Source organism: Curtobacterium sp. MCBA15_005, from assembly GCF_001864855.1.
GTDB lineage: Bacteria > Actinomycetota > Actinomycetes > Actinomycetales > Microbacteriaceae > Curtobacterium > Curtobacterium flaccumfaciens.
Window position 1 is genome coordinate 32916 of sequence record NZ_MJGL01000003.1, and the last position, 20189, is coordinate 53104.

The following is a 20189-nucleotide window of genomic DNA, read 5'->3' on the forward strand; positions in this document are numbered from 1 at the left end:
GACCGCGACCGCGACCGCGAAAGCCACCGCGACCGCGACCGCCGGCTGCGATCATGTCCGGGTGCACCACCACGACGAGGACCACACCCGCCCGGACGTCACGACCGTCGAGATCATCGGCGGCCCGGAACCGGTCACCGTGCCCCTGCACCCCGCCGACAGCGGGTGGGCTGCGGTCTTCGCGGACCACCGGCGACGCATCCTGGAGGCCCTCCCCGGCTCCGGCACGGACGCCCCGGTCGTCGAGCACATCGGCTCCACGGCCGTCCCCGGCCTGGCCGCGAAACCGATCGTCGACATCGTGGTCGCCGTCCCGGACGTCACCGCCGAGGCCAGCTACCTCGACCAGCTCCTGGCCGCCGGGTACGAGCTGCGCGTCCGGGAGCCGGGTCACCGCCTGGTCCGGACGCCGGCCCGTGACGTCCACGTGCACGTCTACGAGCGGGGCGCGGCGGCGGTCGACGACTACCTGCTCCTCCGCGACCACCTGCGCGCCGACGCCGGTGACCGGGCGCTGTACGAACGGACGAAGCGGGAGCTGCTCGACCGGAGTTGGGACGACATGAACGCCTACGCCGACGCGAAGACGGCCGTCATCACCGCGATCAAGGAGCGGGCGCGAAGGAGCCCCGCGTCCTGAGACGCGCGGCTCCTTCGGCCGAGCCTCAGCTCGTCGGGACGACGTCCCAGTGCTCGCGGATCAGGTTGCCGTCGACCCGGAACAGGTCGGCCGCACCGAACGGTGCGTCGGCCTTCGCCCCGACCGGCTTCGAGAACGTCCACACCAGGTCGCCGTCGGCGAGCGAGATGACGGACTCCTGCTTCGGCAGGCTCTGCGCGGCGCTGCCGGCGAAGAACTGCTTGAGAGCGGCCGTGCCGTTCGCCGCGACCGAGTTGTGCTGGAGGTACGCCGGGTCGAACTCCTCGTCCAGCACGGACACGTCGTGGTCGCGGAACAGTCGGTCGTACGCGGTCACGGCGAGCACCCGGTTGTGCTCCTCCTGCTGTTCGGTCAGGTGACGGTCACGCTTCGCGGCCGGGTACAGGTCGCTGAACATGCTGTTCGTGTTGCCGCTGGCTGGGGTCCCCGTCGGCACCGTCTGACGGAGTGCCCACCACTCGCTGATGCGCCCGTCGCGCATGCGGAACAGGTCGACGGCGGCGTCACCGGTGCGTTCGTCCGTCGGCTTCGCGGTGATCTGCCAGTGCACGGCCACCAGGTCCGCGTCCCCGGCGACGTGCTTGATCACGGCGTGGGCGCCGGGCACCCGGGAGCGGTCCGCGGTGAACTCGGCGAGCAACGCGGACGGACCCGAGGCGCTCGTCGCACCGTGGGCGACGGCACCGGTCGCGACGGCGGTCCGGGCAGCCGCACGGGCCTGCGCGGACCCGGGGGACCGGAACGCGCACCGGAACAGGTGCCGGACCGTGGCCTCGTTGCGCTGCTCGGCGCGACGGTCGAGCCGTGAGACGGCCGTGCCGCCCGAGGTCGTCCGCGCCGCACGGGTCACCGTGTGGTGCGCGGCGGTCGCGGTGGTGTCGGAGGTGGAGGTGTGGAGGGGTGCCGCCACGGCCGGACCGGCCACGAGCGACACGGCGATGGCGACCGGAGCTGCCACCGCACACGCCTTGGCGATGATGGGGAGAAGTGATGTCGTCTGCACGGCAGAACGATGGAACCGGACCCTGGAAGCCGACGCGCGCCGTGGAGCCGCCACGCGCTGCGACCGTGACCGGCTTCTCAGTCGCGGTGCGCGCCTCCAGGGTGGCCTGTGCACGCGCTGCCAGGGTGACCCGCTCGCGCTGGTGATCGACGAGCCGGACCTGTGCGACGGCTCACGCGCACTGTCAGCCGATCCCTACGCTCCGGGCTCGTCGATGGCCAGACGGAGCTCGGCGAGTACGGGCAGCGCGGCGCGCAGCGCGTCGACCCCGTCCGGGCCCAGGCGTTCGAGCGCGCCGACCAGGACGTGCTCGGCCGAGGCGTCGTAGACCCGGAGCCGCTCGGACGCGAGCTCGGTCAGGGCGATCTCGGTGCTGCGGCCGTCGCCGGTGGCGAGCCGCCGGTGGACGAGCCCGCCGCGTTCCATCGCGATCACGAGGTTGCTGACCGTGGAGCGGGCGAGGCCGAGGGACCGGCCGAGCGCCGTCGGCGTGAGCCACCCGGCCTCGTCGAGTCGTCGCAGGACCTCGATCTGGGCATCGGGCAGCTCCGGCAGCGCACCGTCACGGCGTGATGCGTTCAGCAGGGTGCGGCGGAACGGGCCGACCTGGTCGCTGAGCCGCCGGGCGATGTCCCGGAGTCCTGCGGTGTCGTGCTCGCTGCCCATGTCCTCAGCTTAGGTCCTCGAAAAAGGTTTGCAACAAAACTATGTTTGGCGCAGGATGAGTGCATGACGATCACCACCTCAGTTGCACAGCCCGTCCCGTCGCAGGACCTCTCCGGCATCGTCGGACACCGGTTCATCTACACGTACGCCAATGGCTGGCAGTACGAGATGTACGTCAAGAACGCCACCACCATCGACTACCGCATCCACTCCGGCATGGTCGGCGGGCGCTGGGTCAAGGACCAGCAGGTCGACCTCGTTGTGCTCACCGCCGGCGTCTACAAGGTGTCGTGGAACGAGCCGACCGGCACGAGCGTCGTCGTGACCGTGGTGCCGGGGGAGCGCGTGCTGCACGGCACGATCTTCTTCCCGCACTGGGTCGAGGAGGACGGAAGCAAGACCGTGCTGTTCCAGAACGACCACCTGGACCGGATGCGCGAGTACCGCGACGCCGGCCCCACCTACCCGATCTACGTCGTCCCCGAGTTCGCCCACATCACCCTGTTCGAGTTCGTCGGCCAGGACGACGAGACCGTGGTCGACACTGCGCCCGCCGACCTGCCGGCCGGGTTCGCCGACCGGAGCAACTGAGCATGACCGCGGAACGTCCGCTGGAGCGTGCCCTGACGAGCATCCGGCTCGAGCACCGGGGCGGGGCGCTCCGGGGGTGGGAGTACCGCCCGGCGTCGGCGCCCGCGGCTGCCGGCGGCGCGGTGCTGTTCGTGCACGGGTTCGGTGACTCGTCGATCGGCCCGCGCCAGCTCTTCGTGCAGGCCGCGACCGTCCTGACCGACACCGGTCTGACGGTCCGCTCCTACGACCGTCTCGGGCACGGCACGAGCGACGGACGGTTCGCGGACATCTCGATCGGCGACGAGGTCGAGCAGGTCGTCACGATGATCCGGGCGTTCTCGGCCGACCAGGGGGCACCGATCGACGTCGTCGCCCACAGCCTGGGCGCCGTCGAGTCGGCGATGGCGGCGGCCCGGGCCCCCGACCTGGTGCGGAGCCTGACCCTGTGGTCGCCGGCCGGGGTCGTGGTGGACGACATCGCCGTGCACGACGCCATCCAGGGGCAGCCGCTCGCACCCGTCCGTGACCGCGGCTGGTTCGACTTCGGTGGGACCGCCCTCGGGCGCGGGTTCGTCGACGAGGTCCGGGACGGACTCGACGTCTACGCCCAGGCCCGCGGGTACGACGGGCCGGTCGACGTGCTGCACGGCACCGCCGACGAGATCGTCCCGGTCGAGTACGGCCGGCGCTACGGCGAACTGCTCAGCGGGGCGACGTTCACCGCGGTCGAGGGTGCGGACCACGTCTGGTCGTCGGTCCCGTGGCGCGAGCAGCTCGTCGACCGCCTGCTCGACCGCGTCAGGGAGCGGTCCGGGCGATGAGGTCCTGCACCCGCGCGCGAACGTCGTCGCGGATCGGCCGGACGGCGTCGAGGTCGAGCCCCGCGGGATCGGGGAGCTCCCAGTCCTCGTAGCGCTTGCCCGGGAACACCGGGCAGGCGTCCCCGCACCCCATCGTGATGACGACATCGGCCGCGCGGACGGCATCGGTGCTGAGCAGGGCCGGCTGCTCGCTCCGGATGTCGATGCCCTCCTCGAGCATCGCCGCGACGACCACGGGGTTGAGCTGGTCGGCCGGTTCGGAGCCGGCGCTCCGGACGTCGACACGGCCACCGGCCAGGTGCTGCAGGAAGCCGGCGGCCATCTGGGAACGGCCGGCGTTGTGGACGCAGACGAACAGGACAGTGGGCATGCGGGGTGCTCCGATCAGAGGACGACGGCGCCGAGCAGGCCGGCTCCGAGGACGACGGCCCACGGGGGAGCGGACCAGCGGGTGAGGGCGATGAAGGCGGCCACGGCGAGCGCCAGTGCGGGTGCCGAGCGGACCCCCTCGGTGATGACCGGGTCCCAGAGCGCCGCGGCGAGGAGCCCGACGACCCCCGCGTTCACACCGGCCAGCACGCGCCGGGCCCACGGCAGGGCGCGGAGCACGTGCCAGAACGGCAGCGCGCCGACCACCAGGAGTGCCGCCGGCAGGAAGATCGCGACGAGTGCCACCGTGGCGCCGACGAGCCCGCTCGGACTCCCGTCGGCGACGGCCCCGAGGTAGGCGGCGAAGGTGAACAGCGGCCCGGGCACGGCCTGTGCGGCGCCGTACCCGGCCAGGAAGTCCGCGTGGTCGACCAGGTGGGTGGCCACGGTCTGCGACTCGAGCAACGGCAGGACGACGTGGCCGCCGCCGAAGACGAGCGAGCCCGCCTGCGCGAAGACCCCGAACAGGCGCACGGCCCCGGTGCCGCTCGCGGCGACGGGTGCCGCGACGAGCAGGGCAGCGAACGCGACGAGCGCCGACACGGCGACCCCGCGGGGGAGCCGCACGGCGACCTCGGTGCCTGCGACCTCCTCGACCGGTCCGACCACCCGACCGAGCCACAGCACGCCGACCACGCCGCAGGCCGCCATGACTGCGACCTGCGGCCCCGGGCCAGGGACGAGCAGCACCACGATCGCGGCGGCTGCCGCGATGGTCGCCCGACGGCGGTCCGGTGTGAGCGAGCGCGCCATGCCGAGCACGGCCTGCGCCACCACCGCGGCAGCGGCCGCCTGCAGCCCGAGCAGCCACCCGGCGCTGGCCAGGTCGGGCGTGCCGGACACGAGCAGGGCGAACGCGACGAGCAGCACCGCGGACGGCAGGGTGAAGCCGCACCACGCGGCGAGGAGCCCGAGCAGTCCGGCGCGCTGCAGCCCGAGTGCCATCCCGACCTGGCTCGACGCCGGTCCGGGCAGGAACTGGCACAGCGCGACGAGGTCGGCGTAGGCGTCGTCCCGCAGCCAGCGGCGACGCACCACGAAGGCCTCGCGGAAGTACCCGAGGTGTGCGACCGGCCCGCCGAACGAGGTCAGCCCGAGTCGCAGGAACACCAGGAACACCGATCCCGCGGATGACCGCAGGGGCTCGGGGCTCGTCGTCACCCGCTCATCTTGACGACGGCAGATGGTTCAGTCAACATTGAACCGATGAACACTCGGCGGCAGGACCTCGAGCAGCGTGCGGCGCAGCACGCGGCGCTCGGCGACGTCGCCCGCCTGGCGATCGTCGACCTGCTCGCCGCGTCCGACGCCAGCCCGAGCGAGGCGCGGGCCGCCCTCGGGATCTCCGGGCCGCTCCTGGCGCACCACCTGCGCGTCCTCGAGCAGGCCGGTCTGGTCACGCGACGCCGCTCCGACGGCGACGGTCGCCGCAGCTACCTGCACCTCGAACCGAGCGGCGTCCCGCACGGTTCGGCAGCGGTGCCCGGCCCGGTGTCCCGCGTGCTGTTCGTCTGCACCGGCAACTCCGCGCGCTCCCCGCTGGCCGCGGGTGTCTGGGCGCAGGTCAGCGAGATCGGCTCGCTGTCGGGCGGGACGCGTCCCGCAGCCGCCATCGCCCCCGGGGCGGTCGCCGTCGGGGAACGCCACGGCCTGGACCTCGGCCGCCACGTCCCGCGTGCCTTCCGCGACCTCGTCTCCGACGGCGACCTGGTCGTCACGGTCTGCGACCGCGCGCACGAGTCGATCGACGACGGCGACAGCCTGCACTGGTCGCTGCCGAACCCGTCGCGCGTCGGCACGCCGGACGCGTACGAGGCCACCTTTGCGGACCTCCGGGCCCGCGCCACCGCGCTCGCTGCGCGCCTCGCCGCCTGACGCGGCCCCACGAACGGAACGTCCCGATGAGATCCCCCCTCCTCATCGGGGCGTTCTCCTTGCTCGACCGCCTGCGGACGGGAGGCACGGGGCGGGCCCGCACCGAGCCTCCCGTCCGTCGCGTGGCGGGTCCAGGGCGGCGCGCGCTCGCGGGGGAGCCGTCACTCAGGGCCGGCGGCTGCCGGCGACCAGCCGGAGGACCTGATCGGTGTGCCGTTCCGGCGTCGCCAGCCGTGCGTGCTCGATCGCGGCGGCGGTGTGCGGCCGCAGCAGCGTCCGGTCCGAGGCGAGTTCGATGATCGTCGTGGCGAGCCCGAACGCGGTCTCGTCGTCGGTCAGGACGGCGGCGGAGCCGAACTCGCTCGCCAGGCGGATGTCGGACACGATGACGGGACGGTGGTCCCGGAACGCCTCGAGCGCGGCCATCGGCTGGCCGTCGTGCTCGAGCGAGCAGACCACCGCCGCGTGCCCGCACAGCAGCAGGTCGTGGACAGCCTGCGACGACAGGCGGCCGTGGACGCGGACCGACACCGGCGTGCGGGTCGGGGGGACGGTCCCGCCGGCGACGTCGACCCGCACCGCGTGTGCACCGAGTCGGATCTCCACCAGCCGGATCGCGTTGAGGAGGACGTCGAGACGCTTGTCCGGGGTGAACCGCGACGCCCAGACGAGCCGGAGCGGGCCGAGTTCCGGCGCCGGCGGCGGTTCGACCGGCCGGCGGCCGAGGGCGTTGGGCACGACGTGGACCGGGCCGACGCCGGCCTCGCGCAGCGCACGTGCCTGCCGTGTCGTCGGGGTGACGACGACGTCGGCCGCCCCGCAGACGGCCACGGCCATGTTGCGGCGCGCGTCGTCCATGGGGTGCCCCGTGAAGCGGTGCCGTGTGGGCCGGATGCCGGTCACCACACGGTGCGCGTGCCGTGCGAGGGGCGCCATCGCCGCCGCGGTCCGGCCGCGGACCGGCGCCGAACCGTGCACGGTGTGGATCGTCGGCAGCTCGAGGGAGCGCGCCGTGGTCAGCGCCGCCGCGGCGAGGCCGAAGTCCGAGTGGGTGACGACGAGATCGATCCGTTCCTCGAGCATCAGCGTGCCGAGGCACCGGCGGACGCGGACCGAGTTGCGGACCACCGGCAGGTCGCTCTCCGGGGCGCTGATCGACGGTTCGACCTCGAACAGGCGGACGCCGTGCTTCCGCAGCTCCGCGGTCTCGCTCGACCGCGGAGTCGCCACCCAGACGACGTGACCGGACTCGGCGAAGGCCTTCGCCTGCTCGACCAGCGCGGCGCGCTCACCACGCATCGCCGACAGGGGGAAGTCGCTCACGAGCAGGACGGTCGCCTTCGCCGCTGCCACGTCAGCGGCCGGTCTCGAGCACGGTGGTCTTGCGGGGGCTGCGCATGCGGTCTCTCACGGTTCGGGAGCGGGACGGGGTGCTGGGAACCGTAGGCGTTCAGAAGACGATCGTCTAGTGAACCGCCGTGCTGCTGAGGGGGCCTTCACGAATCGTCGAGCGCACGCTCAGTCGGGCGACGGTGGCGGACAGACGAAACACGTCCGGTTCCTGGCAGCGGCAGCGCCTCATGGTCCGGTTCTGGCATCGTTCCTCGGCTTGTTGGCTGACGCCGATGACAAGAGTGCTGCGGGCGGCTTCGATGACGGCGTCGGTGAAGTCGTCAGGGTCGAGGAGCGTCGGTTCGGACAGTTGTAGCGGAATCGTTCGTAGTCGCTACGCCGGTCGCTCCAGTGCGGCAAGCCGGAGTGCTTGCACGGAACGTCGATGTTGTTCCGCGCGGTGGCGGCCGTTGGCGGGAGAGGGGTGTGGCGCCGCGATGACGGGTACGAGTCTGGGGTGCTCGTCCAGGGTGAGATGCTGCATGACTCCGTCGAGGGCAACGGTCCCGTACGTGACGATGGCGTCGAGCACGGGGAGCACCTCGAGCAACGCTCCGAGGGCGCGTCGCCCCTCGTCGATGTCCGCAGGTCGTACGCGGCCTGGGGCTTCCCAGGGGATGAGGTTCCAGCGGAGGTACTCGTTGCGTGCGAGTCCGGACTCGATGCGGGCTGCGCGGAACGCGGCCGCGGTCGGGCCCGGGTTGTCCTCGCTGCAGACCGCCGCGTGCCCGGCGGCAATGGTCTGCGGGCCGGGCGACTGCATGAGGACCAGCACGCGGCTCGATGTGCCGCCGGATCGTGGGTCGAAGCTCGGGACGAACCGTCGCGAGCCGTCCGGTGCGGTGCGCCATGTCTCGGCGAGGGCGTCCAGCGATCGAACGTCCGCGAGCTCGTCCGCGAGCTCCTCGGCGGTGCTCACGCCGGCTGTGGTGGTGCCAGGAGGGTGCCTCGGATGACGGAGCCGTGGAAGGTGCGGACGGCAACGGTGATCCACGCGGCGACGAGGCCGACGTAGTAGACAACTGCGAGGACGGCGACGCCGGTGAGTCCGGAGTGCAGGGCCAGGCCGTTCAGGCCGGTGACGCAGGTCCCGACGGGGAACGTGAAGGACCACCAGGTCAGACTGAACGGCAAGTGCTCTCGGGCAGTGCGGATGGTGATCGCGAGGGCGATGACGGTCCACAGCAGCGCGAAGCCGAGCATCGCGAACCCGTACACCAGCGCCACGACCAGCAGGGCATGCGCGGTACTCGCATCGACAACGGTGGGGGCGTTCGATGCGAGGAGGTTCACGGCGGTGATCGACTGTCCGACCGGCCCGAGGACGATCCACAGCGTCGGGACCATGCCCGCGGCGCCGACCTTGTGCTGCGCGAGACGGTTCCAGATCAGCGTGATCACGACCAGCGACGTGATGAGGCTGAGGCCGAAGAAGCCGTAGCAGGACCACAGCAGCGTCTCCCGCGCCTGCCCGGCGGCGGCGTACGGCAGCAGGAGCGCACCGGTGGAGGCGGACACCATCGGCGGGACGATCGGCATCAGCCAACCGCCGAACGCGGAGTCGGGCGCGTTCTCGTGGCGGGTGAACGCCAGGTACGGCACGAGCACTGCCGTGAGCAGTCCTCCGATGGTGCCGATGCTCCAGAGGACCCAGTCGACGGTGACGGCAGCCGGGAGGCCGATCCAGTCCTTGCCGAGCAGGATCGTTCCGGCACCAACGGTGAGGAACGCCATCGGCGGTGCCCCGTAGAAGTGGGAGATGACCGGGTGCAGGTGGTGCTTCGCTGCGGTGCTCCGGTAGCGCACCCAGTGCAGCACCGTCGCGACGGTGAGGGCGACGAGCAGGACCGCGGCAATCGCCCAGACGACCGTCGCCGCAGTGCGCAGACCTGGGAACTGCAGCGGCAACGACGCAGCCGCGACGGCGACGATCCCGGTCCCCATGATCGATGCGAACCAGTTCGGGGTCAGGTTCGACACGATCAGCCCGGGCCGCTCCAGCTCCCGGAACAACCGCCGTTCTTGCACACCGTGCTCGGAACGTGCGGGTGCGGGTGCATGGACGAGGTGCGCGGACATGCACCCAGCGTGCGCGTGTTTCCCGTGGTTCGGGAACGGCGAACTCGTTGGCGGGGCACAATGTTCGCTTGTGGCACTGCGACGGCTGACCGACCGAACCCTGGACCTCGACACTCTCGAGGTCCTCGTCCGCGTCGCGGAGACCGGTTCGTTGACCCGCGCGGCCGAAGTGTTGGGGGTGACACAGCAGGCGGTGTCTGCGCGACTGCGTGCCGCGGAGCAGGCGATCGGTCAGCCGCTGGCGCACCGGAGGGCATCCGGGACAGCCTTGACCGACGCCGGCCGGGTGGTGCTCGGTCTGGCCGTTCCGGTGTTGGAGGCGTCGCAGCGGCTCGAAGCAGGACTTGTCGCGCTTCGAGAACCGGCGGGATCCCTCGTGGTCGCAGCGTCGCAGACGATCGCCGAACTCTTGCTGCCTGGATGGTTGCTCACCCACCGTGCTGCCGCGCCCGATGCGTCGGTCCGGTTGATCGCGGGCAACTCCACCACTGTGATCGACCTTGTTCGCTCCGGCGCTGCCGACGTCGGATTCACGGAGACCCCTGCTGCGCCCCCTGAGCTCTCCTCTCTGGTGGTCGACGAGGACGAACTCGTGGTTGTCGTCGCTCCGCACCATCCGTGGGCGCGGGCTTCGAGCATCACCGCGGATGACCTCGCGGAGACGCCGCTCCTGCTCCGTGAGGAAGGGTCCGGCACCCGCGCCACGGTCGAGGCGTGGCTCGACGATGCGGGCCGCACCCTCGTTCCGCCAGCGGCGGTACTGGAGACGACGGGAATCATCCGCGCCAACGCTCGAGCGGGCATCGCTCCGGCGGTGATGAGTCTCCGCACCGTCGGCAGGGACCTCGCCGACGGTGGCCTCGTCCGCGTGCCGCTGCTCGGCCCGCCGCTGATCCGGTTGCTGCGTGCGATCTGGTCGGGCCACCCCGGGCCTGCTGTCACGGCGTTCTTGGACACCGCTCGCAGCTCGAGTGCCGGTGGTCAGATCAGTCCGTAGGGCAGATCCGGGTGCTGCTCGGCGATCTCGGTGAGCCGGTTGTACTTCGCGACCCGTTCGCCGCGGGCGGGTGCGCCGGACTTGATCTGCCCAGTGCCGGTCCCGACGACGAGGTCGGCGATGAACGTGTCCGTGGTCTCCCCGGAACGGTGCGACACCATGCTGGCCATCCCGATGCTGGTGGCGGTGGCGATCGCGCCCAGGGTCTGGGAGACGGTGCCGATCTGGTTCGGCTTGATCAGTGCCGCGTTCGTCAGGTGTTGCTCGCCGCCGTCGCGGATGCGTTGGGGGTCGGTGACGTAGAGGTCGTCGCCGACGATCTGGATCCGGTCACCGAGCGCCGCCTGCATGCGGCGGAACCCGTCATGGTCATCCTCAGCGCACCCGTCTTCGATGCTGCGGATCGGGTACGTGTCGATGAGCTGCCGGTAGTAGTCGACCAGCCCGTCCCGGTCGAGGCTGTCGTCGAGCATCCGGTACGAGCCGTCTCCGAGGGAGAACTCGTTCGCGGCCGGATCGAGGGCGATCGCCACCTGGTCGACGCCCGGCTCGTAGCCTGCGGCGCGGATCGCGGTGACCAGCAGGTCGAGCGCTTCCTCGGGTGCAGCGATCGATGGTGCGAAGCCGCCCTCGTCGCCGAGGCCGAGGCTACCGAACCGGTCCCGCACCAGGCCCGCGAGGGCGTGGTACACGTCCGCGCCGATGCGGACAGCGTCGGCCATCGACGAGGCGTTGACGGGGGCGATCATGAACTCCTGGAAGTCGAGCTTGTTCGCTGCGTGCGCGCCGCCGTTGAGAACGTTGAAGTGCGGGACCGGCATCCGCGGCGTCGAGCCGGTGATCTCGGCGATCCACTGCCAGAGCGGGAGGCTCGCGGCGTGTGCGAGCGCCCGGGATGCGGCGATGGAGGTTGCGACGACGCTGTTCGCGCCGAGTCGGCGGTACCCGGGGGTGCCGTCGAGTTCGGCGAGGGCGGCGTCGACCTGTCCGATTGCGGACCACGATCGCCCGGTGAGGAGGCCCGCAATGTCGGTGTTGATCAGGTGGAGCGCCTCGGTGATGTCGCGGCCGCCGAACGCTGTTCCGCCGTCGCGGAGCTCGATCGCTTCATGGGCGCCGGTGGATGCGCCCGCGGGGGCGTCGCCGGTGACGGTGCGGCCGTCGTCGAGTTCGAGCAGGACGCGGACAGTCGGGTAGCCGCGGGAGTCGAGGATGCGGGTGCCGTGGACGGTGTCGATGGTGACGGGGTGGTCGTGGTGGGTGACGTACTCGCCCTGGTGGGCTCCGTGGTGGTGGATGCCGCTGATGTAGTCGTTCATGGTGACGCTCCTTCTGGTGGGGTCATGCGTCGTCATCGTGCGGTTGGAAGGGAAAGCCGCGGGGAGGCGGAGGGGACGACCTGCTGGCGATCACTCAGCGCCAGTGCCTCCCCGCGGCGGTCGAGGGGCCCGTGGATCACGGGTGTCGGGTGTGGGCTTCCTGTGCGGTGCGGATGACGGCTTCGGCAGCAGGACGGTTGGCCCACCCGTTGGTGGTGACGTGCTTGCCGTGTTCGATCTCCTTGTAGTGGGAGAAGAAGTGCTCGATCTCGATGAGGGTGTGCTCCGGGACGTCGCTGATGTCCTGCAGGTCTTCGAACCGGTCGTCGCCGGCGGGGACGGCGAGGATCTTGTCGTCGCCGCCGTTCTCGTCGACCATGCGGAGCATCCCGACCGGCCGGACCGTGATGACGACGCCCGGGAACGTCGGTCGGGGCAGCAGCACGAGCGCGTCGAGGGGGTCGCCGTCATCGCCGAGCGTGTCATCGATGGAGCCGTAGTCCTGGGGGAACACCATGCTGGTGAACACGGCCCGGTCGAGCCGGATCCGGCCGGTGGTGTGATCGACTTCGTACTTGTTGCCGCTGCCGCGGGGAACCTCGATCGTGACGTCGAACAGCATGGGAAGGCCCGTTCCAGGATGTGGGGTGGCGGTCACAGCAGACCGCCGAGGAGGATGCCGGCGATGGCTGCCGCGACCGAGAGGACGAGCATCCCGAGACCGTTGACGGCTGCGGCGGTGATCCGGCCGCTGCGGGCGAGGCGGACCGTTTCGAAGCTGGCGGTACTGAACGTGGTGTAGCCGCCCATCACCCCGGTGCCGAGCACCGCCACAGGGGCTGCGCCGAGGTGACTGGCTGCGCCGACGATGAGCCCGAGCAGCAGGGACCCGGTGATGTTGATCGTCAACGTGCCGACGGGGAGCCGGAACTCCCGGCCGGTGTTGATCAGCCCGTCGAGGAGGAACCGGCCGGCAGCGCCGACGCCGCCACCGGCGGCGACCGCGAGGAGGATGACGGCGTTCATGCGGACACTGTCCGGGGGCGGAACCAGCCGGCGACCACCAGTCCGACCGCGGTCGCGATCGCACCGGCCATGACGGTCAGGAGCGCATACCCGGTGCCGGCGAGACCGTGGCCGGTGATGAACAGTGCGGCGGTGGACTCGGCGAGGGTGCTGTAGGTGGTGAAGCCGCCGAGTACTCCCGTGCCGAGCAGCAGACGCAGGACACGCCGGCGGCCCGCGTCGGGACCGCGATGCGCCAACGCTTCCAGGAGCACCCCGAGCAGCACCGCTCCGCTGATGTTGATCCAGAAGATCGACCAGCTCACCCCGCCGTCTGCTGGGAGCAGCGCGCTGATCACGTCGCGCAGGAGTGTGCCGACCGTGCCACCGGCCGCGACGAGGCCGACGTACCGCCACCGCAGGTGCACGGGCCGCATGCTCGCTGCGGGATCGGAGACGTCCACATCCGGGTCGGAGGGGCGCTGATCGTCGAGCATTGGGATGTCCGTTCGGGTGTTCATGATCCGCCTTCTGCTGCGACCAGCGCCGCGGCGTGCTGCGCTGCTGCCGGATCCAGGTACGTCCCACCCCGTGGGGCGAGGGCACCCGTCGGCGTGAGCTGGTACTGCAGCGGCTGACCGGTGGGCAGGTTCAGTGCGTGCAGTTCCAGGTCTGTGAGGTCGTCGATGCACGCGCACACGGCGCGGAGCGAGTTGCCGTGCGCGACGACGAGGACGCTCCGACCCGTCCGCACCATCGGTACGAGCCGGTTCTGCAGCACGGGTCGGACCCGTTCGATGACATCGGAGAGGGCCTCGGTGCGCCGGAGGGCAGCGTCTGGCAGGTCGCGCAGCGCGGAACTCGACCGCAGCGCCGTCCACGCATGCAGGCTCATTGCCGGTGGTGCGCCGTTCCGGGACCTGCGGAGCCGGGTGTACTCGTCGTCGCCGAGCGTTCGGCGGGCATCGGTCTTCGTCATCCCGGTGAGTGCGCCGTAGTTGCGTTCGTTGAGCTGCCAGACCGTTTCCATCGGGATGACGATGCCGAGGGTGTCGAGGACCACTTCCGCGGTGCGCACGGTGCGCTGCAACGTCGACGTGAGCACCCGGTCCGGCAAGATGCCTGCCGCCTTCAGGAGCCGCCCCGCGGTCACGGCCTGCCGTTCACCCTCGACGGTCAATGGTTCGTCGCGGAGGCCGGTGAAGGTGCCGGCCCGGTTCGCGGTGCTCTCCCCGTGGCGCAGCAGCACCAGCCGGCCCGTCACGATGCATCCCACGGCAGGGCGCTCTCGAACCCGACCGGAGCGTGTGGAACGACCACGACGGGACGGTGCTGCTGGTGCGTCAAGCGGGCGGCGACGGATGCGTTGAAGAACTCCGCAACCCGCCGTCGGCCCGTCTGCGACCCGACGACGATCATCACCGCGTCACGCTGCTCCGCCACCGCAGCCAACGCCCGGCTCGGATCCCCGACCCGGATGAGGATCTCCACTCGAACAGACCGCGCTGCAGCGAGATCGTGGATGACGGCGACGTCGCGGTCGGGCAGCTGCTGCGGTTCGGTGTCCGCCGTGTCCGGATCGATCGGTTCGATGATCTCCGAACCGTCCCGACGAGCTCCCGCGCTCAGCAGCGCCGGATCCACCGCTACACACACCACCGACGCACCGAAAAGCTTCGCGATCAGCGTGGCAACGCCGACAACGCCCTCTACCTGCCCGGACTGCACACCGGCAACAATCGTGCGGGCGGATTCTGCCTCACCCATGTCATCTCCCTATCTCGGGCACGCTGACGCGCACCATGCTGAGATAGGGACTGTTGTCGACAGATGTCGAGGTTGGGTCCGGCAAGCCCCACTACCGGGTCCGAAGACACCACCAGTATGCACCCACCATCACGCACCACGCACCACGCACCACGCCAGAAGAATCCTCGGCCCCTGTGCTGATCGATCGGCCAGCCGCCAGAGACAGCGCATACCCCCAGGGGGTACAGTTCCATTCGGTCGACCTCGCAACGGAACGTGCTTCCGCTGCAGCCCGACGATCCGCCACCCCTCGTCCTGATCGAAGAATCGATGCTCACCGCCACCGCCTCCCCGCGTCGCCGGCTGCTGTTGCAGGTCACGGCGACGCTGGCGTTGCTGCTGCTGGTCGGGTTCACGGTCCTGATGCACACGATGGCCGGCCACACCGCCGGCCACGAGCACCCGATGGCAGCTCCCGCCGCCACCACTGAGCACGTCCAGGCCGTCGGAAACCGCCACGGGGAGCATGCCGCTCCCGCGGCCGCGGTGCTGACGGTCCTCACCGACGCCGGCTGCGACAGCGGCCTGTGCGCGCTGATGTGCTCGCTGATGGGGATGGCGTGCGCGCTGACGATCGCCCTGTTCGCATGGGCGCTACTGCGCGCACGGCCCGGCGGCGTCCTCGCACTGCTGTCGCGACTGCTTGCGCTGGCTGACCGGCTGCCGCGCCACATCGCAGCACCGAAACCACCGTCACTGACGGCACTGCAGATCATCCGCATCTGATCCGCCCCCTGCGGGACCACACCGCCGCAGGGCGGCTCCCGCTGCCCAGAACCGGGAGGCACCCGCCTGCCCGGACCAACTGACGCATCCACGGGAACGGACCTTCCATGCACACCACCACGACCACGCGCACCCTCGCGATCGCCGCCTCGCTCATCCTCGGCCTGACCCTCGCGAGCTGCTCCACCAACAACAGCAGCTCCGACGCGGGCTCGTCCGCCTCGTCGAGCTCGGCCGCGTCGGCGCACAACGACCAGGACGTGATGTTCGCGCAGATGATGCTGCCGCACCACGAGCAGGCCGTCGAGATGAGCGACGTGCTCCTCGCGAAGGGCGACGGTGTCGACCCCGACGTCGTCACCCTGGCGAAGCAGATCAAGGCCGAGCAGGGTCCGGAGATCACTCAGCTCACCAGCTGGCTGCAGGGCTGGGGCGAGCCCACGGAGTCGGAGCACCCTGGGTCGGGGCACTCCATGTCCGGGATGATGTCCGATTCCGACATGACCGACCTCGACCAGGCATCCGCGAAGAACGCCGGGAAGCTGTTCCTGCAGCAGATGGTCCAGCACCACGAGGGCGCCGTCGACATGGCCAGGAGCGAAGTCGACAAGGGCAAGAACACCGACGCGGTCGCGATGGCGAAGTCAATCGTGTCGAGCCAGACCGAGCAGATCACGCAGATGCAGGACATGCTCGCGTCCAAGTGACACCAGTCGCGGGTCGAGGCGGGCAACGTAGCCCGCCTCGGCCCGAGACCGGTTCTTCCCCGTTCGGGACCACCCTGGTAGCAGCCGGCTCGATGAGGTGGGAGATCCTCTGGCCGCTCATCCTCGGCTTCACCCTCTCCGGCATCATCCAAGCCGTCGTCCGCACCGACCACATCACCAAGCTCATGCGCGACGACTCCTCCCGAGCGATCAGCGTCGCAAGGGGCCTGGGCGCACTGTCCTCCTCCTGCTCCTACGCCGCCGTCGCCCTCGCACGGGCGCTCTTCCGCAAGGGCGCGAGCCTGTCGTCGGCCATGGCGTTCGAGGTCGCCTCCACGAACCTCGTCGTCGAGCTCGGCCTGATCCTCGCGTTCGTCATTGGCTGGCAGTTCACCGCAGCGGAGTTCGTCGGCGGACCGCTGATGATCGTCCTCATCGCCCTCGGGTTCCGGCTCAGGATGCGCGGGAAGATCGTCGACGCCGCACGCGAACAGGCCGACAAGGGCCTCGCCGGCGCGATGGAGGGCCACGCAGCCATGGACATGTCCATGCAGCGCGACCAGGGCTTCTGGCGGCGACTGTTCTCGAGGCCCGGGCTCACGAGCGTGTCGCAGGACTTCGTCATGGACTGGGCATCCGTCATCCGCGACATCGTCATCGGCCTCCTCATCGCCGGCGCCCTGCTCCGTCGGCAACGTCCCCCTCGCAGCGGTCCTCTGGAACGGTGGGATCAGCCTCGGCGGTGTGATCAGCTTCATCTTCGCCGACCTGATCATCATCATCTACCGGAAGTACCACGGCTGGAAAGCAGCCCTCCGCAGCACATGGATCTTCTCCGGCGCCATGGTCCTCGCCGGCTACGCCGTCGAACTGCTCCTCACCCCGCTGCACCTCATCCCCACGAACCGGCACCTCACCATCGTGACGACCTCGATCAGCTGGAACTCCACCACCTGGCTCAACATCGTGTTCCTGCTCGTCGCGGCGTTCCTGCTCGTCGTCTTCGCCCGCAGCGGCTCATGGCCCGTGCTCCGCATGATGAGTGACCACCCCGATACCCACGACCAGGCAAACGCCGAGCACAGCCAGCCCTGACCCGACCGGCCACGCCGACAGGGCGGCTGGGCCACGCAGCATTCTCGGAACCACGCCACGAAGCGTTCCAGCCACACCGGTTCCGGCGGATTCTGTACACGTCTGAGCCGTGGTCGTCGTACAGTCTCGGGAAGCTACCCCGCCGGACCCTACCGGCGGGTGCCCGACACCCTGTTCCCGGGCTGGCCTCGTCATGACCACCGCGTCGAACCCGACGGCGTCGTAGCGCGAGGACGTCTGCTCCTGACCCGAACTCGTGGCAGACGTCCTCGCACCTTCCCGCTATCGTCGAGGAACCGCCGGTCCCCGATCTCGGGGCGAGCGGCGTCACGGACCGTCACACCGGACGCCTTCGAACGCGTCGTCGTCGACGCGTTGGCCGACGTCTCGGATGCGACGCCCGAGGTCGACTGTGGTGCGGACGTCATCACGATCGAGGACGGCGCCGAGGTGCACTGCTACGTGAACACGGCGGGCTACGACGTGGTCTACGACTCGGTGTCGACGATCAGCACCGACGGCGGCGACGACTACCACGTGGACGTGGAAGTGGCCGACCAGCCCAAGGACTGATCGGCCACGACACGGTGTCCGACGACTAGCGGTCGGACGCCTCGACGACACAGCTCTCGACCTGCTGGGCGGCCTTCGAGTCGTCGGCGAACGGCGTCGGCGCGTCCGAGGTCGTGGTGGTCTCGTCGGCGACCGCCTGCTTGGCGACGTCGTTCACGGCGTACAGCGGGCCGTCGAAGTCGTCGGCCGTGGGGTCGGCGGTGGTCGCCCAGATGGTGACCTCGTCGTCGTTCGAGTCGTTGCTGTCCGCGGGGACGATCGCTGCACCGAGGTACCAGCCGCCGTCACCCTTCTGGATGTTCGCGAACTCGGTGGTGTCGTGCGACCCGACCGCCTTGTCGATCATGTCGACGGCGGCGCTGGCGGCCACGTCGCACTGGGCCGACTGGGACTTCTCCTCGGAACCGGGGACCTTGCCGACGGGGTTGATGTTCTGCGCTCCGCCGGGGTCGCAGGCGGTGAGCAGGAGGGCTACGGTGGCGGCGCCGAACAGCGCCGTGACGGTCTTCGCTCGCGTGGACATGGCCCTGAACGTAGGCCGAGCGTGGTGAGCGGCGACCCAGCCAGGAGCGTCCCCCGACGACGGACGGGAGGCCCGGCGCACGTCGTGCCCCGGGCCTCCCGTCCGTCACCTGGTCCCGTTGCCGGACCGGCGTCCCGTCACAGGATCGGGGTGCCGCCGGTGACGGCGACCCGCGCGCCGGAGACGTAGCTGCCGTCGTCACTGGCGAGCAGCACGTAGACGGGTGCGAGCTCGGCCGGCTGGCCGGGACGGCCGAGCGGCGACTGCTTGCCGAACTGCTCGACCTGCTCCGGCGGCATCGTCGACGGGATCAGCGGCGTCCAGATCGGACCGGGTGCGACGCTGTTCACGCGGATGCCGCGGTCGCCGAGCAGCTGCGCGAGCGCGGCGGACAGGTTCGCGACGCCCGCCTTGGTGACGTCGTAGGGCGCCAGGTTCGGCTTCGGGTTGTCGGAGTTCACCGAACTCGAGCCGATGATCGACGACCCCGGGCCGAGGTGCGGCAGCGCGGCCTTGACGAGGTGGAAGTAGGCGCTGAGGTTCGTCGCGAGGGTGTGGTCCCACTCCTCGTCGCTGATCTCCTCGATCGTCTCGTGGGTCATCTGGTAGGCGGCGTTGTTCACGAGGACGTCGAGGCCGCCGAGCTCCGAGACCGCCTGGTCGATGACCGATCGGCAGTAGGCGGGGTCGCTCACGTCGCCGGGGAACAGCACGGCCTTCCGACCGGCTTCCTCGATCCAGCGCTTCGTGTCCTGGGCGTCGTCCTCTTCTTCCGGCAGGTAGCTGATCAGGACGTCAGCACCCTCGCGCGCGAACGCGATCGCGACGGCCTTCCCGATGCCGCTGTCCCCACCGGTGATGACGGCACGCTTGCCGGTGAGCTTGCCGGAGCCGCGGTACGACTCCTCGCCGTGGTCGGCCTTCGGCGTGAGTCCCTGGTCGCTCCCCGGGGGCTGCTGCTGCTCGGTCATGTCTCTCCCTGTGGTCGGTTTCCCTGGACGTCCCCGATGCTGGGCGGGCGCCACTGGACGCCCGTCCAGGGTCACGGCGTACCCCGTTCCGCGCTCGAAGATGTGTACCCGGCACGACGGCGGCCTACCGTGGCAGCGGATCAGGGAACCGTCACCGCGACGGATGCTCCTCTTCACCAGGGAGCAACGTTGAAGTACGTGAACTACGCGGGTACCGTCCGTGTCCTGACGAGCGACACGATCGCCGATGCGGTGATCCGGTACGCCGCAGCACTGCACCAGAGTCGGCTGAGCGACGTCGTGTCGATCCCGACGGCCGACGACTTCGGGGTGGCGAGCACGATCGAGGTGCTCCTGGCCCCGGCGATCCCGGTCGCCCTCGAGCCGGCTCCGGACGACGACCTCGAACCCGAGGGCGAGGCGTTCCTGCTCGAGCTCGGTCGGCGCACCGAGGCCGTGCTCGCCGTCGACACCAACGCGTCGCCGCCGGACTTCGGGCGCTGAGCGGACGCCCCGCTGGCGCTCTGCAGGGGCGCCCCTACGCCACCGGCCCCTCGGTCAGGTCCGACCGGGTGTCCGCGTGGATCACCTCGTCGTGCTCGAACGTCAGCGCGGCGGCGCGCAGCCGTTCCACGAAGCCCGTGTCCTCGCGCTCGAGTTCGTCCTCCTCGGCGTCCTCGACCACGAGCTGACTCGACGGACCGATGAGGACCTTGGTGGTCGTCATGGTGCCGTCGGCGGCCACGGCGGGGATCGCGACGGTGTCCGCCCGGTTGCCACCGGCCAGGGCCGCGGCGTACTCGATCACGGCGTCGGCCACGTCGTCGCTCGTCAGGATCGTCGAGCGGTCGTACTGGATCTGCTTCATGTCCGGGTCTCCATCTGCACAGCCAACAGGCCGTCGGCTGGCCGTCGTACAGGAACACGGCGCGTCGCTCGTTGCGCCGACGCCGACTTGTCGTCAG

The 20189-nt window shown here is 70.5% G+C and carries 26 protein-coding genes and 1 pseudogene; 11 read left to right on the plus strand and 16 right to left on the minus strand.

What is annotated here, in order from left to right; all coding sequences use genetic code 11:
* Positions 1–61 precede the first annotated feature (61 nt).
* Positions 62–640, plus strand: coding sequence for a GrpB family protein (locus BIU89_RS01310; RefSeq protein WP_071244447.1), 579 nt, complete (start codon positions 62–64; stop codon positions 638–640).
* Between the two features lie 25 nt (positions 641–665).
* On the opposite strand, the gene BIU89_RS01315 is transcribed toward BIU89_RS01310, so the two are convergent.
* Positions 666–1619: a nuclear transport factor 2 family protein gene (locus tag BIU89_RS01315; protein WP_071244450.1), complete on the minus strand. Its 954-nt coding sequence runs from the start codon at positions 1617–1619 to the stop codon at positions 666–668.
* A 240-nt stretch (positions 1620–1859) separates the two neighbouring features.
* Positions 1860–2330 (minus strand): MarR family winged helix-turn-helix transcriptional regulator, encoded by a 471-nt coding sequence (locus BIU89_RS01320; protein ID WP_071244452.1) that lies wholly within the window; start codon positions 2328–2330, stop codon positions 1860–1862.
* Between the two features lie 63 nt (positions 2331–2393).
* Between BIU89_RS01320 and BIU89_RS01325 the strand changes: the two genes are divergently transcribed.
* The gene (locus tag BIU89_RS01325) at positions 2394–2921 is read left to right on the plus strand and encodes a phenolic acid decarboxylase (protein ID WP_017885669.1); all 528 of its coding nucleotides are present in this window, start codon (positions 2394–2396) and stop codon (positions 2919–2921) included.
* A 2-nt stretch (positions 2922–2923) separates the two neighbouring features.
* Entirely contained in the window at positions 2924–3724 is an 801-nt protein-coding gene (locus BIU89_RS01330; RefSeq protein WP_071244454.1) for an alpha/beta hydrolase, read from the plus strand.
* On the opposite strand, the gene BIU89_RS01335 is transcribed toward BIU89_RS01330, so the two are convergent.
* Together BIU89_RS01335 and chrA are read right to left on the minus strand one after the other, a co-directional pair.
* Positions 3702–4094, minus strand: coding sequence for an arsenate reductase ArsC (locus tag BIU89_RS01335; protein WP_027465394.1), 393 nt, complete (start codon positions 4092–4094; stop codon positions 3702–3704). The two genes, BIU89_RS01330 and BIU89_RS01335, sit on opposite strands and share 23 nt — an antisense overlap.
* A gap of 14 nt (positions 4095–4108) precedes the next feature.
* A complete protein-coding gene (gene chrA / locus BIU89_RS01340) occupies positions 4109–5314 on the minus strand; it encodes a chromate efflux transporter (protein ID WP_071244456.1) in 1206 nt (401 codons plus the stop codon).
* A 45-nt stretch (positions 5315–5359) separates the two neighbouring features.
* Here chrA and BIU89_RS01345 point away from each other — a divergent pair, with 45 nt between their 5' ends.
* Positions 5360–6028: an arsenate reductase/protein-tyrosine-phosphatase family protein gene (locus tag BIU89_RS01345; RefSeq protein ID WP_071244459.1), complete on the plus strand. Its 669-nt coding sequence runs from the start codon at positions 5360–5362 to the stop codon at positions 6026–6028.
* A 165-nt stretch (positions 6029–6193) separates the two neighbouring features.
* Here BIU89_RS01345 and BIU89_RS01350 read toward each other — a convergent pair whose 3' ends face one another.
* From BIU89_RS01350 to BIU89_RS01360, 3 genes are all read right to left on the minus strand, one after another.
* Positions 6194–7351, minus strand: coding sequence for a glycosyltransferase family 4 protein (locus BIU89_RS01350; RefSeq protein ID WP_139178723.1), 1158 nt, complete (start codon positions 7349–7351; stop codon positions 6194–6196).
* Positions 7352–7754: 403 nt separating this feature from the next.
* Positions 7755–8339, minus strand: coding sequence for a uracil-DNA glycosylase family protein (locus BIU89_RS01355; RefSeq protein WP_071244464.1), 585 nt, complete (start codon positions 8337–8339; stop codon positions 7755–7757).
* Positions 8336–9499, minus strand: coding sequence for a TDT family transporter (locus tag BIU89_RS01360; protein ID WP_071244466.1), 1164 nt, complete (start codon positions 9497–9499; stop codon positions 8336–8338). Before BIU89_RS01360 ends, BIU89_RS01355 begins: the two co-directional genes overlap by 4 nt.
* A gap of 70 nt (positions 9500–9569) precedes the next feature.
* Between BIU89_RS01360 and BIU89_RS01365 the strand changes: the two genes are divergently transcribed.
* On the plus strand, positions 9570–10496 hold the full coding sequence (locus tag BIU89_RS01365) for a LysR family transcriptional regulator (RefSeq protein ID WP_071244469.1): 927 nt from the start codon (positions 9570–9572) through the stop codon (positions 10494–10496).
* Here BIU89_RS01365 and eno read toward each other — a convergent pair.
* The 6 genes from eno to BIU89_RS01395 form a co-directional block, all read right to left on the minus strand.
* Positions 10481–11815: a phosphopyruvate hydratase gene (eno, locus tag BIU89_RS01370; protein ID WP_083404101.1), complete on the minus strand. Its 1335-nt coding sequence runs from the start codon at positions 11813–11815 to the stop codon at positions 10481–10483. The genes BIU89_RS01365 and eno overlap by 16 nt on opposite strands.
* 136 nt (positions 11816–11951) lie before the next feature.
* On the minus strand, positions 11952–12437 hold the full coding sequence (locus tag BIU89_RS01375; RefSeq protein ID WP_071244473.1) for an inorganic diphosphatase: 486 nt from the start codon (positions 12435–12437) through the stop codon (positions 11952–11954).
* A gap of 32 nt (positions 12438–12469) precedes the next feature.
* The gene (locus BIU89_RS01380) at positions 12470–12841 is read right to left on the minus strand and encodes a fluoride efflux transporter FluC (protein ID WP_071244476.1); all 372 of its coding nucleotides are present in this window, start codon (positions 12839–12841) and stop codon (positions 12470–12472) included.
* On the minus strand, positions 12838–13341 hold the full coding sequence (locus BIU89_RS01385) for a fluoride efflux transporter FluC (RefSeq protein ID WP_175474951.1): 504 nt from the start codon (positions 13339–13341) through the stop codon (positions 12838–12840). The genes BIU89_RS01380 and BIU89_RS01385 overlap by 4 nt, the downstream gene beginning before the upstream one ends.
* Positions 13338–14084, minus strand: a complete 747-nt coding sequence (locus BIU89_RS01390) for a 2,3-bisphosphoglycerate-dependent phosphoglycerate mutase (RefSeq protein ID WP_071244479.1) — start codon at positions 14082–14084, stop codon at positions 13338–13340. The genes BIU89_RS01385 and BIU89_RS01390 overlap by 4 nt, the downstream gene beginning before the upstream one ends.
* Positions 14081–14587 (minus strand): universal stress protein, encoded by a 507-nt coding sequence (locus tag BIU89_RS01395; protein WP_071244481.1) that lies wholly within the window; start codon positions 14585–14587, stop codon positions 14081–14083. The genes BIU89_RS01390 and BIU89_RS01395 overlap by 4 nt, the downstream gene beginning before the upstream one ends.
* A gap of 258 nt (positions 14588–14845) precedes the next feature.
* On the opposite strand from BIU89_RS01395, the gene BIU89_RS01400 reads away from it, so the two are divergent.
* The 5 genes and pseudogenes from BIU89_RS01400 (at position 14846) to BIU89_RS01415 (ending at position 17730) form a co-directional block, all read left to right on the plus strand.
* Positions 14846–15355 carry a hypothetical protein gene (locus BIU89_RS01400; protein ID WP_071244483.1) on the plus strand — a complete coding sequence of 170 codons (510 nt, stop codon included), beginning with the start codon at positions 14846–14848 and terminating at the stop codon, positions 15353–15355.
* A gap of 107 nt (positions 15356–15462) precedes the next feature.
* Positions 15463–16062, plus strand: coding sequence for a DUF305 domain-containing protein (locus BIU89_RS01405; protein ID WP_071244486.1), 600 nt, complete (start codon positions 15463–15465; stop codon positions 16060–16062).
* A gap of 92 nt (positions 16063–16154) precedes the next feature.
* Positions 16155–16733: pseudogene (locus BIU89_RS19075) on the plus strand (permease); the annotation flags it as partial.
* Positions 16734–16806: 73 nt separating this feature from the next.
* A complete protein-coding gene (locus BIU89_RS18840) occupies positions 16807–17157 on the plus strand; it encodes a hypothetical protein (RefSeq protein WP_254791452.1) in 351 nt (116 codons plus the stop codon).
* A 375-nt stretch (positions 17158–17532) separates the two neighbouring features.
* Positions 17533–17730, plus strand: coding sequence for a hypothetical protein (locus BIU89_RS01415; protein WP_071244489.1), 198 nt, complete (start codon positions 17533–17535; stop codon positions 17728–17730).
* 25 nt (positions 17731–17755) lie between these two features.
* On the opposite strand, the gene BIU89_RS01420 is transcribed toward BIU89_RS01415, so the two are convergent.
* Together BIU89_RS01420 and BIU89_RS01425 are read right to left on the minus strand one after the other, a co-directional pair.
* The gene (locus BIU89_RS01420) at positions 17756–18253 is read right to left on the minus strand and encodes a hypothetical protein (RefSeq protein WP_027465412.1); all 498 of its coding nucleotides are present in this window, start codon (positions 18251–18253) and stop codon (positions 17756–17758) included.
* A 137-nt stretch (positions 18254–18390) separates the two neighbouring features.
* Positions 18391–19224 carry an SDR family oxidoreductase gene (locus tag BIU89_RS01425; RefSeq protein WP_071244491.1) on the minus strand — a complete coding sequence of 278 codons (834 nt, stop codon included), beginning with the start codon at positions 19222–19224 and terminating at the stop codon, positions 18391–18393.
* 189 nt (positions 19225–19413) lie between these two features.
* Here BIU89_RS01425 and BIU89_RS01430 point away from each other — a divergent pair, with 189 nt between their 5' ends.
* Complete coding sequence (locus tag BIU89_RS01430) at positions 19414–19728, plus strand: hypothetical protein (RefSeq protein WP_071244494.1); 315 nt, start codon at positions 19414–19416, stop codon at positions 19726–19728.
* Between the two features lie 34 nt (positions 19729–19762).
* Here BIU89_RS01430 and BIU89_RS01435 read toward each other — a convergent pair whose 3' ends face one another.
* Complete coding sequence (locus BIU89_RS01435) at positions 19763–20092, minus strand: hypothetical protein (RefSeq protein ID WP_071244497.1); 330 nt, start codon at positions 20090–20092, stop codon at positions 19763–19765.
* Between the last annotated feature and the right edge of the window lie 97 nt (positions 20093–20189).

Coding starts and splice junctions, on each gene's coding strand:
- eno (WP_083404101.1), bottom strand. CDS start 11,815: ATGAACGACTACATCAGCGGCATCCACCACCACGGAGCCCACCAGGGC.
- BIU89_RS01360 (WP_071244466.1), bottom strand. CDS start 9,499: ATGTCCGCGCACCTCGTCCATGCACCCGCACCCGCACGTTCCGAGCAC.
- BIU89_RS01380 (WP_071244476.1), bottom strand. CDS start 12,841: ATGAACGCCGTCATCCTCCTCGCGGTCGCCGCCGGTGGCGGCGTCGGC.
- BIU89_RS01435 (WP_071244497.1), bottom strand. CDS start 20,092: ATGAAGCAGATCCAGTACGACCGCTCGACGATCCTGACGAGCGACGAC.
- BIU89_RS01385 (WP_175474951.1), bottom strand. CDS start 13,341: ATGAACACCCGAACGGACATCCCAATGCTCGACGATCAGCGCCCCTCC.
- BIU89_RS01335 (WP_027465394.1), bottom strand. CDS start 4,094: ATGCCCACTGTCCTGTTCGTCTGCGTCCACAACGCCGGCCGTTCCCAG.
- BIU89_RS01425 (WP_071244491.1), bottom strand. CDS start 19,224: ATGACCGAGCAGCAGCAGCCCCCGGGGAGCGACCAGGGACTCACGCCG.
- BIU89_RS01325 (WP_017885669.1), top strand. CDS start 2,394: ATGACGATCACCACCTCAGTTGCACAGCCCGTCCCGTCGCAGGACCTC.
- BIU89_RS01405 (WP_071244486.1), top strand. CDS start 15,463: ATGCACACCACCACGACCACGCGCACCCTCGCGATCGCCGCCTCGCTC.
- BIU89_RS01375 (WP_071244473.1), bottom strand. CDS start 12,437: ATGCTGTTCGACGTCACGATCGAGGTTCCCCGCGGCAGCGGCAACAAG.
- BIU89_RS01345 (WP_071244459.1), top strand. CDS start 5,360: ATGAACACTCGGCGGCAGGACCTCGAGCAGCGTGCGGCGCAGCACGCG.
- BIU89_RS01320 (WP_071244452.1), bottom strand. CDS start 2,330: ATGGGCAGCGAGCACGACACCGCAGGACTCCGGGACATCGCCCGGCGG.
- BIU89_RS01330 (WP_071244454.1), top strand. CDS start 2,924: ATGACCGCGGAACGTCCGCTGGAGCGTGCCCTGACGAGCATCCGGCTC.
- BIU89_RS01420 (WP_027465412.1), bottom strand. CDS start 18,253: ATGTCCACGCGAGCGAAGACCGTCACGGCGCTGTTCGGCGCCGCCACC.
- BIU89_RS01395 (WP_071244481.1), bottom strand. CDS start 14,587: ATGGGTGAGGCAGAATCCGCCCGCACGATTGTTGCCGGTGTGCAGTCC.